The organism is Bacillus sp. FSL P2-0099 (assembly GCF_038007445.1).
Taxonomy (GTDB): Bacteria; Bacillota; Bacilli; order Bacillales; family Bacillaceae_G; genus Bacillus_A; species Bacillus_A mycoides.
In genome coordinates, this window is the sequence record NZ_JBBOXE010000001.1 from 4,681,959 (window position 1) to 4,697,813 (window position 15,855).

Genomic DNA, 15,855 nt, shown 5'->3' on the forward strand with positions numbered 1-15,855 from the left:
AAGAAGGTTTATTATGTTTGCGCTTATTCGTTACCATTTTCTCGACTACACGAAATCGTATAAGTACATTCCTCCTATTGCGATGTACTGCATAAGCTTACTTTTTGTATATACATATAAACCAACTCCCATTGTACCAACATACTTAGAAACAGCACTCGCACTTTATTTATTATCTGCCTGGATTACAGTCACAATTTTTCATACTGAAGATCCTGTACAAGAACAAATCACTATTTCACATACAAATAATATTTCGGCATTATACGTTGGTAAATATATTACGGCTCTTCTTATTTGTACTGTTTTATCTTTTATATCCGTAATCTATCCAATTATTTTGCAAATGTTTAATGAAAAAATGACAGCTTCTTTATTTCTAGTCGGATTTCTCGCTCACATGTCTTTATCTATACTAGGAATTTCAATCGCAACATTATTTACTAGAAATATTATTCAAAAAGCAAGCACCGCTTGGCTTAGTCTTACATTTATATTACTTATGACGATTGCCTCAATCCGGTTAAAAAAAGAGTTACTATGGTTTTTACCACCTGTCGAAAGCTTTATAATGCTTGGACAATACAAATATAATATACTTACTCATACTCTATGGCTTACAGCTTGGGCTATCGTATATTCATTTTTATTACTTACTTTATTTCTTTTTCTCGTTCGCAGAAAACGTTTTTGATTACATATTAAAGGGGACTAAACAATGATTGGAATACTAGCAGGAATGGGTCCAAAATCAACCGGACCATTCGTCGATACAGTTGTAGCAAAGTGCCAAACAATTTATGGAGCAAAGCATGATATGGACTTTCCTCATATGATGATTTATTCGTGCCCAACACCGTTTTATATGGATCGCCCTATTGATCATGCGGCGATGAAAAAAGCGATTATTGAAGGAGCGCAAAAACTTGAAAGTACTGGTGTAGATTTCATCGCAATGCCATGTAATACAGCGCATCTTTATTTCGAGGAATTACAGCGTTCTATTACCATTCCTATTTTGAATATAGTCGATGAGACGTTAAAAGCAATTCCTGAAAATACAAAAAGAGTCGCTCTTCTTGCAACAGAAGCGACTGTTCAAGCAAGTATTTACCAAGATGGAATTACAAAACGTGATATAGAGTACATTCATAATGAACAATGGCAAGAAATGATTAATCAAATTATTACTTGTATTAAAGGCGGAGAAATTGAGGAAGCTCGTAAATTATGGAGTCTGCTCGTTTTACAGTTAAAAGACGAAGTAGATACCGCTATTATCGCATGTACCGATTTGAATGTGGTGGTGAGTGAGGACTTTGTTGATTCCGCTCAATGTCTTGCGAAAGCAGTTGTTAGGATCTATGCATCAAATATAAAAAAGTCTTCATAAACATAGAACACATCCTTTTTAAAATGTGTTTTATGTTTGATAAAAATAACCAAAACTTTTAACTTTTTTCACAATTATTTCAAAGTAATCACACTTAATCTCGCTATATTAAATAAGTAGTTTATTCATATAGGGAAGGTTAGGGGAACTGAAGTATGAAAGTAAATCGTTCGCTTCATTATATTTTTTGGAGGTGGCATTTTTACGCCGGGCTTTTTATTACGCCGCTTCTTATTACATTGTCACTGAGCGGAATTGGGTATTTATTTCGGGAGGAAGTTGAAGATTTCATCTATAAAGATTTATATTTTGGGAAGAGCGCCCAAACAGAGTCTATTTCGATGGCTGATTCGCTTTTCTTAACAGAGAAAAAATATCCACATTATAGTGTGGCGAAAATTAGTGAGTTTAATGGGGATTATAATACGAGACTTACTATTGCAAATGAATATACAGGAAAGCAAAAATATGTGTATTTAGATAGCAATAATCAAATTGTTGGAGATCAAAATGCAAGTGAAACTTTTGCCAATATAATGCGGGAATTACATAGTTCTCTTTTAGTTGGTGGCACTGTCGTCAACTATACTGTAGAGCTTGCGGCATGCTGGACAATCTTTTTAATTGTGACTGGATTGTATATGAGTATACGCCAATTCAAAAACACACCCGCATCCACTAAGCGAGAAAAAGCAAAACGACGTCATTCTATTATCGGTATTATATTTACAATTCCACTCGTTTTGTTAGTCGCATCTGGATTACCATGGTCAGGATTTATGGGGAACCAAATTTATAAAATCGCATCGTCGAATGAATCGATTGGATATCCGACATTGTATATGGCACCGCCTGAATCGAAGGTAAAAGAATTACCGTGGGCAACTAGAAAAGAAGCTCCTCCTGAATCGAATTCAAATGAGCCAAAAGCAATTTCTGTCGATGAATTACAAAAAGGAATTGAAATAAAGAAGCCATATGTTATCTCACTACCGGCTGATCCGAAAGGTGTATTCACCGTTTCGAAATCAAGCGGTTCCGGTATTACGGGTATGCATGTCGCACCAAATGAAGAAATAACAGCTTATTTTGATCAATATAGCGGAGAACTTATTTCCAAAACGGACTATCGTGATTATGGATTATTTGCACAATGGTTTACTTACGGTATCCCGCTTCACGAAGGACATTTATTCGGATGGCCAAATAAAATATTATGCTTACTAACGACATTATCTTTATTACTTCTCATTTATTACGGAATAAAAATGTGGTTAGCAAGAAAGCCAAAAGGAAAATTAGCAGCACCGCCAAAGCAAAGAGATAAGAAAAGCATAATCGTTTTCTTTATCATGATGGTTATACTAGGCGCTGTCATGCCTTTATTCGGACTATCTGTTTTAGTTATTTTCGCAATTGAACTTCTCATATATGTATTTTCAAAAATACAATCATAATAAGAAAACCACTCTACAAGAGTGGTTTTCTTCATCACTGCGCCATTTTCTTTCGGTACATCTTCCCGTTCCAGTAGAAGAATCGTGAAGTGAGCCCTCCGTATTTTACAATGCGCCGTGCCATTTTGTGCATATTCTTTTGCGCTGATACTTTTTGATCTGATAAATAAATACCAAGTAATCCTCGGCTTATGAGACGATGAAACTTCGCATGAGGCAAATCACCAATGCTCTTCTCTGCTTCTTCTACAAAATGTTTCATACGATCTAATATAGCTTGCTCGTTTTCATAATAACTACAGAAATTCAAATCTCCGCCGATACGGTCTTCTTCTTGATCGATGAAATAATCAAGTAAAATGTGAAGTCCTTGTACGTATGGAAAATACCCTTGTCTAATTTTCACAATATCTTCTTCATGTAACTCATCATGAAATGCATATGCTACAAGACAGAAAATTCCAAGCGTAGAACCTGCACATGCTGAAAACTCAAACCAACTCATCGGTGGTAAATTTTCTTTATGCGCTTCAAACCATGTTTTTAAGCGTGGTTCTCTTTCTTCTAACTTCACGTGTTTATGAATTTGCAAATCACAATAATAACAAGCAAGTTCATGAAGAATTGGAGCAATTTTATCATAATGCTTCGTTTTCTTTAAAACATCCTGACATGTTTCAACAAGCTCATCTAAATAACCACCATCATCTTGATCATCACGATAACGATAATAGTTACCGCCCCCTTCAACTTCAGGGCTTAATGCCATTACCATCGACTCATGAAGAGCCGCAAAGTCTTTCGGGTCAAGTGATGTACTACGATCACATAAATTATCTAAATAGTCGCTAATCGTTTGATAAGCTACGATAAAACGAATACATTCCTCACGATGTTCATTTGCTAGTAGCGCTAAAATGCCACCGCCCTCGCAATGAAACGTTTTATTCTCAATACTTGCGATTGCCTGACTATGAAGCTCGTCATTCGGAATATGGTAGGCACGCTCTTTCCACATCGCTAGCTCATGGTGTACTACCGGAAACACATCACGGTATACTTTCGCCATGAGCGTTATGGGATTACTCGGTACGTTCACTTCTTCCTTCATCTCCTCTATTCAATGTACAAATAATTTACTTATTTGTTTCTATTATGTTATTGATGCGTATTTCAGTAAATGACTGAATATAATTCAAAATTTCATCACGCTCATACTCATTTAATAACTCATGATAACAATTCGGCCATTCTTTAAAAGCCTTATCACTTATTTTAACATTATCAAACCAAGTACGGACACGTGTTTTATCTACAAGTTTATCCTCACAAGCCTGCATTAGCAAGAGTGGAACGTCTGGAAAATCGCCTATTTTTTTATGCGCAATTTCGATAGACTTAATCAATTCACTATACCAACGTACTGATACTTTGCGCAAGAACAATGAATCATTCTCCATCGCATCTCTCACTTCATGATTACGAGTTGACATTTCCACTGTAAGGTTCGTTGCAAATTGCAATTTTGGAGCAACAACATTTAATATTTTTGAGGCAGCTCGAAGCGGAGCAGAAGGTCCAGTTAATACACCTAAACATGGTGAACTTAAAATAATACCATCTACATCTTCTCTCTTCGTTTCTTGCATCATACGAATGACAATAAGACCACCCATACTATGACCAAATATAAAAATAGGTAATCGATACTTCCTTGCCTCTTTCACCCATAATTTAACTTCCTCTATGTATTCATCAAATGAATCAATATGTCCTCTATTTCTCGAAGTCGTTCCATGTGATGGAAGGTCTCCCATCACAACGTGGTAGCCGATATGATTCCACATTTCTGCTATAGCTTCGTAACGTCCGTGATATTCCATTGCGCCGTGCACGATAACGACTACAGCTTTCGCTTCCTCTGCTTCATAATTCCACATACGGACCTCCTCCATTTCACTCTTTCTCATAATTTGATACACTAAAACTAGTCTCTAGGAAAGGAAGGCTTTACATGATATATCCTTACAAAGAAAAAAATCCGAAAATTGCGAGTAGTGCTTTTATCGCTGACTATGTTACCATTACAGGCGATGTGACAATTGGCGAAGAATCTAGCATTTGGTTTAATACAGTCATCCGCGGTGATGTATCACCAACGATAATTGGAAATAGAGTAAATGTACAAGATCAATGTACACTTCACCAAAGCCCCCAGTATCCTCTTATTTTAGAAGATGACGTTACCGTTGGGCATCAAGTTATTTTACATAGCTGCAAAATTGAAAAAGATGCTTTAATCGGAATGGGATCTATCATATTAGATGGCGCTGAAATTGGTGAAGGAGCTTTCATCGGTGCTGGTAGTCTCGTTTCACAAGGAAAGAAAATCCCTCCTAATACGTTAGCTTTCGGTCGCCCTGCGAAGGTCATTCGCGAATTAACAGAAGAAGACCGTAAAGATATGGAACGTATCCGCACACAATACGTTGAAAAAGGACAATATTATAAATCGTTACAAAAGTGATTTTATCGCTGCCATAAGACTGGCAGCTTTTTTTATGAAAAAATCTAACTTTTTCTTTACAAAACCTTATTATCCCCTCAATAAAATCTTATTAAAATAGAAGTTAATAACTCCATATATATGTAAATGAGGGAGGAAAAATCTCATGAAGGTCAGTGGACTATATAAAATAGAATGTTACATCTTCAAAGGAATTAATCGCTACTTTGATCAAAAAACATTAAACATCTTTTTCAGCAATATTACCCATATCGGTGGTGCAAGTTTTTCCATTGCACTTACCCTATTCTTTTTAATTTTCGCAACAGGGAATTTGCATCAAGCTGCAATTGCAACTGCTATTTCTTTAACAATTAGCCATATTCCTGTGCAAATATTAAAAAGATGGTATCCACGAAAACGTCCTTATTTAACAATTCAAGATGCGAAATATCCAGTACAGCCTTTAAAAGATCATTCTTTTCCATCCGGACATACAACGGCTGTTTTCTCTGTCCTCATTCCATTTATTTGCTATAATCCAAACTTGCTTGCTTTTCTATTACCGTTAGCATTATGCGTCGGTATTTCCCGTATTTATTTAGGGCTTCATTATCCGTCAGATGTATTTGTAGGCATGTGCCTTGGCACTTGCTCTGGCATCATCTCTTTTTATCAACTCATTCCACTCATGTAAAGGAGCGATATGATGAGAGTCGCCATATTTACCGATACATTTACACCACAAGTCAACGGTGTGGCGAAAACTTTGGAACGTTTAACTAAATATTTTCAAAAAGAAAATATCGCCTATTCTGTTTTCGCCCCTCAGCATACGGCAGAAGATAATTTCGTAGCGAATGTGAACAAAATGAGAAGTATCCCGTTAACAATATTATATCCAGAATGTCGCTTTGCCTTTCCTACTCCGCGCATTAAGCGGGAACTTCTTGCCTTTAAACCTGATATCATTCACATCGCTACGCCTTTCAATATGGGACTTTGTGGGTTATATTATGCCAAAAAGTTAAATATCCCAGTTGTCGGTTCTTATCATACTGATTTTGACGCCTATTTACGCTATTACAAAATCGAATTTCTCTCCAATATGCTATGGAACTATTTAAGCTGGTTTCATAGTCATATGCAAAAAAACTTTGTTCCTTCTCCTGAAACATTACATCAATTAAAGAAAAAAGGATTTCAACAGCTCTATATTTGGGGACGTGGTGTAGATTGTACTCTCTTTCATCCAACTTACAATAAAGACCTATTCCGAAAAAAATATAATATTACAGCGAAATATATTCTTTCCTACGTCGGGCGCCTTGCTCCTGAAAAAGATATCGATACTCTTCAAACACTTATTCAAACGACAAACAAAGAACGTGACGATATTCATTGGCTCATCGCTGGAGATGGACCTCTTGCCAAGGGCCTGCATGAAAATGTTCCAAAAACAAATGTAACCTTTACTGGATATTTACAAGGTAAAGATTTAGCTGAAGTCTATGCTTCCTCCCATCTAATGGTATTTCCATCTACTACTGAAACATTTGGGAACGTCGTGCTGGAGTCACTCGCATGTGGTACACCTGTTATTGGTGCGAATAGTGGCGGGGTTAAAAATATTATTACAGATGGAAAAACAGGAATTCTTTGTCCACCAAAAGATACAGATTCCTTTCTATTCTCCATCAATTCTTTATTGCAAAATGAAGATCAACTTATGCAAATGGGCATAGCAGCTTCGTCTTATGCTAAATCAAAAAGCTGGGATGAGATCCTTCGTGGCTTACTTGACCAATATGCAGAAGTCCTTCAGCACACTGCATCAGAATTACTCGCTTAAACAGAAAAACTCCCTTCCAAAAAACGAAGGGAGTTTATTACACAGTTATAAATTTTAGTTTAATAAATGATACATAAGGTGAAATATCATTTTATTCCTATATTCATTATAACAAAAAGATACATAACTAAACAGACTTGTAATAAAAACCCATAAAAATTAATATATGGTTATACAGTATTTTTTACTGTAAGTTGATTTTAAGAATCCCCTTAAAATCAACTTACTCACATACCTTTATACAGTAATTGTTCCCCAATTTCTGTATACCAAAAAACCTTTCATTCATTTGAAAGGTCTTTTTGAGCCTGCACATATTCTTCTTTCGTATTCACATTTATAAACCAATCTACATTCGCTTGTACATCTTCACCAGCAATATATTTCACATTACATTGTGATAAAAGCTGGCCCATACTTCTTTTTTCTTCTTGAAGCAAAGCATAAATCTTTTCTTTCACGCGGTTATTATACGCTGCAAGTAACGGTTGTTTTCTTCCATTAATAATAGGTACAACCGCATCATATTCATTGCTCGTTTGCTCTAGTAAAATGGTAAACCATTCTTGCAAAACATTTGGCGCATCGCAAGGCATAATAGCGTACCAATCTGCTTCTATATATTCCATTCCTGATACGATTCCAGCAAGTGGTCCATTCCCTTTATAATGCGGAATATCTTCTATAACAGGAACTTGTACGAGTTGCTCTACTCGCTCTTTTATATCAGTATGACTAATAACAACAACATCTTGCAAAATACTTTCCATCACTTTCACGATATGCTCTACAAAAGTAGTTCCCTTCCAAATGGCTAACGCTTTCGGCTCACCGAATCGGCTCGACATACCTCCTGCTAATACAATTCCAGCACACTTACTCATTGACGATGCAGCTCAAATGTAATATGACCTAATTCCGGTAAAATTAACTTATTCATCGCAAGACGAACCGCTCCGCTAGATCCTGGCATTGAAAAGACAACTTTACGCCCAATTGTACCGCCAATTGCTCTACTTAACATCGCACTACTTCCGATATCTTCTAAGTAACTTATCATACGGAACAACTCACCAAATCCAACAATTTCTTTATCTAATAACACTGACACTGCCTCAATCGTTACATCACGTTTCGTAATACCAGTTCCGCCATTCGTTAACACGACATCAACGTCGTCCCTATGATAACCTGCTAACACTGCTTGCTGGATACTTTCTTTATCATCTTTCACAATTTCATAAGAGGTCACTTTATGTCCTGCTTCTTTTAATAATTCATGTAATAGTTGTCCGCTCTTATCCGTCTCTTCCGTACGTGTATCAGAAATCGTCACGATTTTGCAGCGCACTTCTTTTGGAGCTTGTTTTTTATGTTCAGTTACACTCATTTTTCATCTTTCCTTTCCTAAAGACTTTTCTTCATTTTATCATACATATCTTTACACAATTATGTATGAAGCCAATGCTACATTAGTGAGTATTATATTCGCAACGCTATTTTTACTGAGCAGTGCTTTTTGCGCAGGAAAAGCACGCCAACTGAAAGGGTGACCGTCTATGTTCCGTAAGAAACCAATCCTTTGTAAATCATGTGAAAAGGAAATACAAACGTATGAAAAAGCGTGGATTCATATGCCATTTCCGGCAAGTGGTATGACAAATATGAAGAAGTATATTGAGCTAGACGGGGAAGTTTATTGTAGTTCTTGCATTCAAGTAGTAAATAAAGTGAAACTTTAATCAGTGGGGATTTTGTTCTTCCCCACTGATTATTAGCCTTCACCAATCGGGCTTTTACGGGCAGTTAGCCTCCTACCTAACTTTTTTGCTTTACAGCCGAATTTTGAGGTGGGAGGCTTACTGCCCGTTAATGCTTGATAAAACCAAATAAAAAAAGCTTTGCGCACACAGCGCAAAGCTTTTTTTCATATATTATAGACCAGCTTGCTCTTTTAAAGTAGCTGCTTTGTCTGTACGTTCCCATGTAAGATCTACATCAGTACGTCCGAAGTGGCCGTAAGCTGCTGTTTGTTTGTAAATTGGGCGACGTAGGTCTAGCATTTTAATAATACCAGCTGGGCGAAGATCGAAGTTGTTACGAACTAGTTCTACTAATACGTCTTCAGATACTTTACCAGTGCCTAATGTATCAACTGAAATTGATACTGGTTGTGCTACGCCAATTGCGTATGCAAGTTGTACTTCTGCTTTGTCAGCAAGACCAGCTGCTACGATGTTTTTCGCAACATAACGAGCTGCATATGCTGCAGAACGGTCAACTTTCGTTGCATCTTTACCAGAGAATGCACCACCGCCATGGCGAGCGTATCCACCGTAAGTATCAACGATGATTTTACGTCCTGTTAAACCAGCATCACCTTGTGGTCCACCAATTACGAAGCGGCCAGTTGGGTTAATGAAGAATTTCGTTTCTCCATCCATTAATTCTGCTGGAACTACAGCTTTAATTACGTGCTCTTTTAAATCGCGATCGATTTCTTCCCACGTAACATCTGGATGATGTTGTGTAGAAATTACAATTGTATCCACACGTACAGGTTTACCATTTTCATCATACTCAACTGTAACTTGCGTTTTTCCATCCGGACGTAAGTATGATAATGTGTCATCTTTACGTACTTCAGTTAAACGACGAGCTAATTTGTGAGCAAGCGAGATTGGAAGTGGCATTAATTCTTGTGTTTCATTACATGCGAAGCCAAACATTAAACCTTGGTCTCCCGCACCAATTGCCTCAATCTCAGCGTCAGTCATTTGACCTTCGCGTGCTTCTAGTGCTTGGTCAACACCCATAGCGATGTCAGCAGATTGCTCATCGATAGATGTTAAAACTGCACAAGTTTCTGCATCGAATCCGTATTTTGCGCGTGTGTAACCAATGCCTTGAATTGTTTCACGAACGATTTTTGGAATATCTACGTAAGTAGAAGTCGTAATTTCCCCCGCTACCAATACTAAACCAGTTGTTACAGTTGTTTCACAAGCTACACGTGCATTTGCGTCCTTTGCTAAGATCGCATCTAAAATTGAATCAGAAATTTGGTCACAAATTTTATCTGGATGTCCTTCAGTTACAGACTCAGATGTGAACAGATGACGTTTTTTTGTCATGTGGTAAACCTCCCTACAGTAATTGTATATATTGTACGGAACTCATCCTTAATTTGCCACAAACTGCGACATACATTTATTCTCCCACACAAGCATACAGAAAAACCTTTCCTACTTAACATAGAGGAAAGGTTTAATTTGCTACTTGCATACTGCTTTTTGCCCTTTGCTCTTATCGTTCGAGACCGTTAGCCTCGCACAGGTTTTAGCACCTATTCACCTGTATTTACCACTACAAGTGAGGTTGCTGGGCTTCATCGGGCCTGTCCCTCCGCCAGCTCGGGATAAGAGAGTATCCGTCCCAACCTATACTAAAGAAATGATATTCATTTGTCAATTAATATTCACATTTTCCGGAAAGTTTTTCTCAATACCCATAGAATGAAATATTAATAGGGAAATGATACATTCACACAAACAAAAATAAATAAATAGTATACATTATTTATATAATTGTGTTATACTATTGATGGGGATTACGAGAAATATTTCATTAAATGAAAAGGATGGTATATAAATATGAGTACTGTGAATGTCCAAATTGGTTTACATGAATTATTGAACGGAAGCAATGCACAGATTCAATTAAGTGTTCCGCAATTAGTGGAAAAAGTATTAATGCGAAACGAAGGGAAATTAACTTCTACTGGTGCCGTTTCTGCTTCAACAGGAAAATACACAGGACGTTCTCCTAAAGATAAATTTATTGTGAAGGAAGCATCGGTTGCTGACAAAATTGCTTGGGGAGCCGTGAACCAACCGATCTCTGAAGAACATTTTAATAAATTATATATAAAAGTTTTAGAATACTTAAAAGAAAAAGAAGAGTTATTCATCTTCAAAGGATTTGCTGGCGCTGATCGCAACTATCGCCTACCAATTCAAGTTGTTAACGAATATGCATGGCATAATTTGTTCGTACATCAATTATTTATTCGTCCAAATGAAGAAGAATTAGCAACTCACGAATCAGAGTTCACAATTGTTTCTGCACCAAACTTCAAAGCAGATCCAGCGATTGACGGTACAAATTCTGAAGCATTCATTATGGTTTCATTCGAAAAACGTATCGTACTAATCGGTGGTACAGAATATGCTGGAGAAATGAAAAAATCAATCTTCTCTATTATGAACTTCTTACTACCTGAACAAGACATTCTTTCTATGCACTGCTCTTCAAACGTAGGCGAAGAAGGCGACGTAGCACTATTCTTCGGTTTATCTGGAACAGGCAAAACAACATTATCTGCTGATCCAAACCGTAAATTAATCGGTGACGATGAGCACGGTTGGTCTGATAACGGCGTATTCAATATTGAAGGCGGTTGCTATGCAAAATGTGTAAACCTTTCTCATGAAAAAGAACCACAAATCTTCGATGCAATCAAATTTGGTTCAGTTTTAGAAAACGTTGTCATTGATGGTCAAACACGCATCGCTGACTATAACGATACTACTTTAACAGAAAATACACGTGCTGCATACCCTATGCATGCGATTGACAATATCGTACTGCCAAGTGTTGCAGGACATCCAAATACAATTATTTTCTTAACTGCTGATGCATCTGGCGTATTGCCTCCAATCAGCAAGTTATCAAAAGAGCAAGCTATGTACCATTTCTTAAGCGGTTACACTAGTAAGCTAGCAGGAACAGAGCGCGGTGTTACATCTCCGCAAGCTACATTCTCTACTTGCTTCGGTTCACCGTTCTTACCGCTTGATGCATCTCGTTATGCTGAAATGCTTGGTGAAAAAATCGAGAAACATGATGCGAAAGTATTCTTAGTAAACACTGGCTGGACTGGTGGCGAATACGGCGTTGGTAAACGTATGAACTTAGGTTACACTCGTGCAATGATTCAAGCAGCACTAAGCGGTGAACTTGCTAAAGCTGAAACTGCAAAACACGACATCTTTGGCCTTGAAGTACCTCGTCATGTTCCAGGTGTACCTGATGAAGTATTAATGCCTGAACAAACTTGGGCTGATAAAGATGCTTACAAAGTGAAAGCAATTGAGCTTGCAAACGAATTTAAAGAAAACTTCAAAAAATTCGATAGCGTTTCTGAAGCTATTATTAACTTAGGCGGTCCAATCGCTTAATTACAAATTTTCTGTTGGAATAACCCTTTTACTCATATGAATAAGTGTCGTGTAACCGTAAAGTTCCACGTACTCACCGACAAAACCCAATGCGGCTTAACGGTTACACACACTTACATAAAAAAGAAGCTTACGTTTTCCGCGTAAGCTTCTTTCTATATATTCTTTAATTTACCCACATACAAATCACAGCTTCGAACACACAAACTATTCCCCACTTACTACATCCTTCTAGTTTCACACCACAGGGGACTAAAAAAGGATCTGAACGCTTCTATCCATCGCCAGATCCTCTATTCCAACTTAAAACTTCCCAAGCCCAATTTTCAATTTACATACTCGGATTTCCATACATACAAACCACGGCTTCGAACATATAAACTATTTTCCCACTCACTACATCCTTCTGGTTTCACACCGCATGGGACTAAAAAAGGATCTGAACGCTTCTATCCATCGCCAGATCCTCTATTCCAACTTAAAACTTCCCAAGCCCAATTTTCAATTTACATACTCGGATTTCCATACATACAAACCACGGCTTCGAACATATAAACTATTTTCCCACTCACTACATCCTTCTGGTTTCACACCGCATGGGACTAAAAAAGGATCTGAACGCTTCTATCCATCGCCAGATCCTCTATTCCAACTTAAAACTTCCCAAGCCCAATTTTCAATTTACATACTCGGATTTCCATACATACAAACCACGGCTTCGAACATATAAACTATTTTCCCACTCACTACATCCTTCTGGTTTCACACCGCATGGGACTAAAAAAGGATCTGACCGCTTCTATCCATCGCCAGATCCTCTATTCCAACTTAAAACTTCCCAAGCCCAATTTTCAATTTACATACTCGGATTTCCATACATACAAACCACGGCTTCGAACATATAAACTATTTTCCCACTCACTACATCCTTCTGGTTTCACACCGCATGGGACTAAAAAAGGATCTGACCGCTTCTATCCATCGCCAGATCCTCTATTCCATCTAAAAAGAGGCTTTTTATCTTTTTATCTTTTTATCTTTTTCAGCCCTTTGTTAATTCTTCTTCATCCTTCATACTATAATACCCTAAATTAATAACGATTAAGAAATAACCACCCAGAATACCTACTGCAAATGCCCACATTACCATATGATGCTCAATTTCGTACATGATAATAGCACCCAAAATTGCAGCTGCAAAGCGATTAAACATACCAAGCGTCGGCGCTTTCGTCTTCTTTACTATACTATCTCCAAGCTTTTCGATACGCCTTCCTAAAATCCAAACACAATACATGCTTACAATAAGTCCAATTCCTGCACCTAGAAAATGTGCTGAAAACGGTGTTAACATCCAGCCTAATAACAGAATACCTAGTAGATAATATGATTGAACTTTAAACGATTTTAATGACAAACTAATCATGCTGTACTCCCCTTCAATGTTTTTTATATTTATCCAACAAAAGCTGTATAACTCATTTCTTTCGAGTCCATACTACTTAAAATCTATTTCATTCAAATTAAAAACAACATAAACGGTATGTTTATGTTGTTAAAATGCTTTTAGAAAATAATATTATACAAGATTTCTAATATAGAATCCCTCATAAATGTGACGTTTTTCAAAACATTTTCGTCCAATTATGAAAAAATTGATATCAATCTATGAACATACGGATATGATGTAATAAGCACATAAATAAAGGGGGCGTCTAATGATTTATTTTTTAATGGCTCTCATTCATCTCATTGTTCCTGCACTTATTGGACTTTCCTTGTATTGGTACACGAAAAAACATAGTATTTTCTATGCTGTCCTCGGTGTTCTTCTTCCAGGTATTATTCTAATTACACTCTTCCGCATTCCTTTTCTTAATTTAATCCCACTTATTACTGCCATTTTATTCCTCGTATTTTTACCAAAAATAAAAAAATAGGAAAGCAGATCATAGGTGATCTGTTTTCCTATTTTGATATAGGTTCTTGCACGATAGAATTAGCTTCTACTTTCTCTGATTTCACAAACCATAGACCGAAGAAAATGATGATTCCACCGATTATTTGTTGAAACGATACATATTCATTTGCCCATACAGCTGCAAATAAAACAGCTACAAGCGGCGTAATATACATATATACCATCGTATGTGACGCACCAATTTTTTGAATACCAACATACCACATGACTAAACCGAATACTGTTACAAAGAAAATAGAATATAGTAAAGCAAATAGTGTCATTCCGTGTGTAATGTGAAATGGCATGACAAATACATGTGGACCACTTAACAATAAGAGCGGAATCGCTCCAACTAATGTCGACCATGCAGTAACACGTAATGCTGAGTATTTTTTAATAAGCGGCCCTGCTAAAACGGGATAAAGTCCCCAACATATTGATGTAATAAGTCCAATCCCATTTCCGTAGAAAGAACTAGCGAGTGAATGCCCCGCTACCAAAACTAATGTAGCACCAATAAAGGCAATCATGGAACCAACTAACTTTCGAGAAGAAAATTTTTCTTGTTTCAAGAAAATCGCAAACACAGTTGTAAAAATAGGTGAAATAGATATGAGTAAAGAAGCATTTGTAGCGGATGTGTATTTTACAGTTTCCATAAATAACGTTTGATACAGTACAATACCTACAACGCTAACGATGATTAATCTTGGTATATCTTTTCGCTCCATATAAAGTGACTTTTCGATAAAGAACGTAAGTAATAACAGTAGTGGTGCTGCTGTCATCATTCGAACTGCAGTAAACTCTATTGCTGTAAATTCTAAAAGTCCATATTTCGCAATCGTATAGTTAATCCCCCAAATAATAACGACACTTAAAATTAATAACTCAATTCCCCATCTTTTCATGCGCAACCCCCTCCGCAAAGAGAATTATACAGAAAATTCAACTATATGTACATTTCATTATGTGAAAAAATCCATAAGAAAAAGGAGCATATTATATACTCCTTCTCTCTTCATTATAATCGAACATGTAACTTCATATTCGGATTATAAAACTGGCTTGGGCTCTTCAGCTGGAAAGTCCCTCCAACTTCATGCCAATCAACTGTTAATTTATCATCCATAAATACAAGCTTTGTGCGATCTGCAATAAAGTTTAGTACGCTTGATTCGATATCTACATCGCGCTCATCTTTCTCTGAAACGGCTACTAAATCAATAATCCCGCTCATAACACAACCGCAACCTTCATTATCATAAAATAACTTTATATATTTCGTTTCACTTGGAATCGTATCCATAATCTTTTTATATGCTGCCTCTGTTACAGTAACGTACATGTGTTAACCTACATCCTCTCTTCTCGTATCATTTATATATTGTACCACCATTTTTCTTGAATCTTATTTGCAGAAAATTAAGACTACTATAAAATA

General features: G+C 36.8%; 17 protein-coding genes and 1 riboswitch. Of the genes, 9 read left to right on the forward strand and 8 right to left on the reverse strand.

The window, feature by feature from the left end; genetic code table 11:
• Window positions 1–13 precede the first annotated feature (13 nt).
• From MKY90_RS24270 to MKY90_RS24280, 3 genes are all read left to right on the forward strand, one after another.
• A complete protein-coding gene (locus MKY90_RS24270; RefSeq protein ID WP_002067629.1) occupies window positions 14–694 on the forward strand; it encodes a hypothetical protein in 681 nt (226 codons plus the stop codon).
• Between the two features lie 24 nt (window positions 695–718).
• Window positions 719–1,393, forward strand: a complete 675-nt coding sequence (locus MKY90_RS24275) for an aspartate/glutamate racemase family protein (RefSeq protein ID WP_341092757.1) — start codon at window positions 719–721, stop codon at window positions 1,391–1,393.
• A gap of 155 nt (window positions 1,394–1,548) precedes the next feature.
• On the forward strand, window positions 1,549–2,850 hold the full coding sequence (locus MKY90_RS24280) for a PepSY-associated TM helix domain-containing protein (RefSeq protein ID WP_078177749.1): 1,302 nt from the start codon (window positions 1,549–1,551) through the stop codon (window positions 2,848–2,850).
• A 34-nt stretch (window positions 2,851–2,884) separates the two neighbouring features.
• On the opposite strand, the gene MKY90_RS24285 is transcribed toward MKY90_RS24280, so the two are convergent.
• Both MKY90_RS24285 and MKY90_RS24290 read right to left on the reverse strand, forming a co-directional pair.
• On the reverse strand, window positions 2,885–3,949 hold the full coding sequence (locus MKY90_RS24285) for a tetraprenyl-beta-curcumene synthase family protein (RefSeq protein WP_002089107.1): 1,065 nt from the start codon (window positions 3,947–3,949) through the stop codon (window positions 2,885–2,887).
• A 37-nt stretch (window positions 3,950–3,986) separates the two neighbouring features.
• Complete coding sequence (locus MKY90_RS24290; RefSeq protein WP_002129529.1) at window positions 3,987–4,790, reverse strand: alpha/beta hydrolase; 804 nt, start codon at window positions 4,788–4,790, stop codon at window positions 3,987–3,989.
• A gap of 74 nt (window positions 4,791–4,864) precedes the next feature.
• Between MKY90_RS24290 and MKY90_RS24295 the strand changes: the two genes are divergently transcribed.
• The 3 genes from MKY90_RS24295 to MKY90_RS24305 all read left to right on the forward strand — a co-directional run bounded on the left by MKY90_RS24295 (window position 4,865) and on the right by MKY90_RS24305 (window position 7,208).
• Window positions 4,865–5,377, forward strand: coding sequence for a gamma carbonic anhydrase (locus MKY90_RS24295; protein WP_002015678.1), 513 nt, complete (start codon window positions 4,865–4,867; stop codon window positions 5,375–5,377).
• Window positions 5,378–5,522: 145 nt separating this feature from the next.
• The gene (locus tag MKY90_RS24300) at window positions 5,523–6,053 is read left to right on the forward strand and encodes a phosphatase PAP2 family protein (RefSeq protein WP_002167520.1); all 531 of its coding nucleotides are present in this window, start codon (window positions 5,523–5,525) and stop codon (window positions 6,051–6,053) included.
• Window positions 6,054–6,065: 12 nt separating this feature from the next.
• Window positions 6,066–7,208, forward strand: a complete 1,143-nt coding sequence (locus MKY90_RS24305) for a glycosyltransferase family 4 protein (protein ID WP_063218866.1) — start codon at window positions 6,066–6,068, stop codon at window positions 7,206–7,208.
• Between the two features lie 281 nt (window positions 7,209–7,489).
• Here MKY90_RS24305 and MKY90_RS24310 read toward each other — a convergent pair whose 3' ends face one another.
• Together MKY90_RS24310 and MKY90_RS24315 are read right to left on the reverse strand one after the other, a co-directional pair.
• Window positions 7,490–8,092 carry a molybdenum cofactor guanylyltransferase gene (locus MKY90_RS24310; RefSeq protein WP_063218865.1) on the reverse strand — a complete coding sequence of 201 codons (603 nt, stop codon included), beginning with the start codon at window positions 8,090–8,092 and terminating at the stop codon, window positions 7,490–7,492.
• Window positions 8,089–8,598, reverse strand: a complete 510-nt coding sequence (locus MKY90_RS24315) for a MogA/MoaB family molybdenum cofactor biosynthesis protein (protein WP_063218864.1) — start codon at window positions 8,596–8,598, stop codon at window positions 8,089–8,091. The genes MKY90_RS24310 and MKY90_RS24315 overlap by 4 nt, the downstream gene beginning before the upstream one ends.
• Before the next feature lie 169 nt (window positions 8,599–8,767).
• Here MKY90_RS24315 and MKY90_RS24320 point away from each other — a divergent pair, with 169 nt between their 5' ends.
• Window positions 8,768–8,950 carry a hypothetical protein gene (locus MKY90_RS24320; RefSeq protein ID WP_002067721.1) on the forward strand — a complete coding sequence of 61 codons (183 nt, stop codon included), beginning with the start codon at window positions 8,768–8,770 and terminating at the stop codon, window positions 8,948–8,950.
• Window positions 8,951–9,142: 192 nt separating this feature from the next.
• On the opposite strand, the gene metK is transcribed toward MKY90_RS24320, so the two are convergent.
• A complete protein-coding gene (metK, locus tag MKY90_RS24325; RefSeq protein ID WP_002015707.1) occupies window positions 9,143–10,342 on the reverse strand; it encodes a methionine adenosyltransferase in 1,200 nt (399 codons plus the stop codon).
• A gap of 169 nt (window positions 10,343–10,511) precedes the next feature.
• A riboswitch (SAM riboswitch) is annotated at window positions 10,512–10,633 on the reverse strand.
• Between the two features lie 228 nt (window positions 10,634–10,861).
• On the opposite strand from metK, the gene pckA reads away from it, so the two are divergent.
• Complete coding sequence (gene pckA / locus MKY90_RS24330) at window positions 10,862–12,448, forward strand: phosphoenolpyruvate carboxykinase (ATP) (protein WP_002034448.1); 1,587 nt, start codon at window positions 10,862–10,864, stop codon at window positions 12,446–12,448.
• Between the two features lie 1,042 nt (window positions 12,449–13,490).
• Here pckA and MKY90_RS24335 read toward each other — a convergent pair.
• A complete protein-coding gene (locus tag MKY90_RS24335) occupies window positions 13,491–13,874 on the reverse strand; it encodes an ATP synthase subunit I (RefSeq protein ID WP_002129542.1) in 384 nt (127 codons plus the stop codon).
• 292 nt (window positions 13,875–14,166) lie between these two features.
• Here MKY90_RS24335 and MKY90_RS24340 point away from each other — a divergent pair, with 292 nt between their 5' ends.
• Window positions 14,167–14,388 carry a hypothetical protein gene (locus MKY90_RS24340; protein WP_002034446.1) on the forward strand — a complete coding sequence of 74 codons (222 nt, stop codon included), beginning with the start codon at window positions 14,167–14,169 and terminating at the stop codon, window positions 14,386–14,388.
• Between the two features lie 28 nt (window positions 14,389–14,416).
• Here the strand turns inward: MKY90_RS24340 and MKY90_RS24345 are convergent, their stop codons facing one another.
• Both MKY90_RS24345 and MKY90_RS24350 read right to left on the reverse strand, forming a co-directional pair.
• Complete coding sequence (locus MKY90_RS24345; RefSeq protein WP_063218862.1) at window positions 14,417–15,322, reverse strand: DMT family transporter; 906 nt, start codon at window positions 15,320–15,322, stop codon at window positions 14,417–14,419.
• A 113-nt stretch (window positions 15,323–15,435) separates the two neighbouring features.
• Window positions 15,436–15,759 carry an iron-sulfur cluster biosynthesis family protein gene (locus tag MKY90_RS24350; RefSeq protein WP_063218861.1) on the reverse strand — a complete coding sequence of 108 codons (324 nt, stop codon included), beginning with the start codon at window positions 15,757–15,759 and terminating at the stop codon, window positions 15,436–15,438.
• Between the last annotated feature and the right edge of the window lie 96 nt (window positions 15,760–15,855).

Excerpts from the sequence above, each read along its gene's own strand:
- MKY90_RS24270 (WP_002067629.1), top strand. The coding sequence starts at position 14 with ATGTTTGCGCTTATTCGTTACCATTTTCTCGACTACACGAAATCGTAT.
- MKY90_RS24275 (WP_341092757.1), top strand. The coding sequence starts at position 719 with ATGATTGGAATACTAGCAGGAATGGGTCCAAAATCAACCGGACCATTC.
- MKY90_RS24280 (WP_078177749.1), top strand. The coding sequence starts at position 1,549 with ATGAAAGTAAATCGTTCGCTTCATTATATTTTTTGGAGGTGGCATTTT.
- MKY90_RS24290 (WP_002129529.1), bottom strand. The coding sequence starts at position 4,790 with ATGTGGAATTATGAAGCAGAGGAAGCGAAAGCTGTAGTCGTTATCGTG.
- MKY90_RS24295 (WP_002015678.1), top strand. The coding sequence starts at position 4,865 with ATGATATATCCTTACAAAGAAAAAAATCCGAAAATTGCGAGTAGTGCT.
- MKY90_RS24300 (WP_002167520.1), top strand. The coding sequence starts at position 5,523 with ATGAAGGTCAGTGGACTATATAAAATAGAATGTTACATCTTCAAAGGA.
- MKY90_RS24305 (WP_063218866.1), top strand. The coding sequence starts at position 6,066 with ATGAGAGTCGCCATATTTACCGATACATTTACACCACAAGTCAACGGT.
- MKY90_RS24310 (WP_063218865.1), bottom strand. The coding sequence starts at position 8,092 with ATGAGTAAGTGTGCTGGAATTGTATTAGCAGGAGGTATGTCGAGCCGA.
- MKY90_RS24315 (WP_063218864.1), bottom strand. The coding sequence starts at position 8,598 with ATGAGTGTAACTGAACATAAAAAACAAGCTCCAAAAGAAGTGCGCTGC.
- MKY90_RS24320 (WP_002067721.1), top strand. The coding sequence starts at position 8,768 with ATGTTCCGTAAGAAACCAATCCTTTGTAAATCATGTGAAAAGGAAATA.
- metK (WP_002015707.1), bottom strand. The coding sequence starts at position 10,342 with ATGACAAAAAAACGTCATCTGTTCACATCTGAGTCTGTAACTGAAGGA.
- pckA (WP_002034448.1), top strand. The coding sequence starts at position 10,862 with ATGAGTACTGTGAATGTCCAAATTGGTTTACATGAATTATTGAACGGA.
- MKY90_RS24335 (WP_002129542.1), bottom strand. The coding sequence starts at position 13,874 with ATGATTAGTTTGTCATTAAAATCGTTTAAAGTTCAATCATATTATCTA.
- MKY90_RS24340 (WP_002034446.1), top strand. The coding sequence starts at position 14,167 with ATGATTTATTTTTTAATGGCTCTCATTCATCTCATTGTTCCTGCACTT.
- MKY90_RS24345 (WP_063218862.1), bottom strand. The coding sequence starts at position 15,322 with ATGAAAAGATGGGGAATTGAGTTATTAATTTTAAGTGTCGTTATTATT.
- MKY90_RS24350 (WP_063218861.1), bottom strand. The coding sequence starts at position 15,759 with ATGTACGTTACTGTAACAGAGGCAGCATATAAAAAGATTATGGATACG.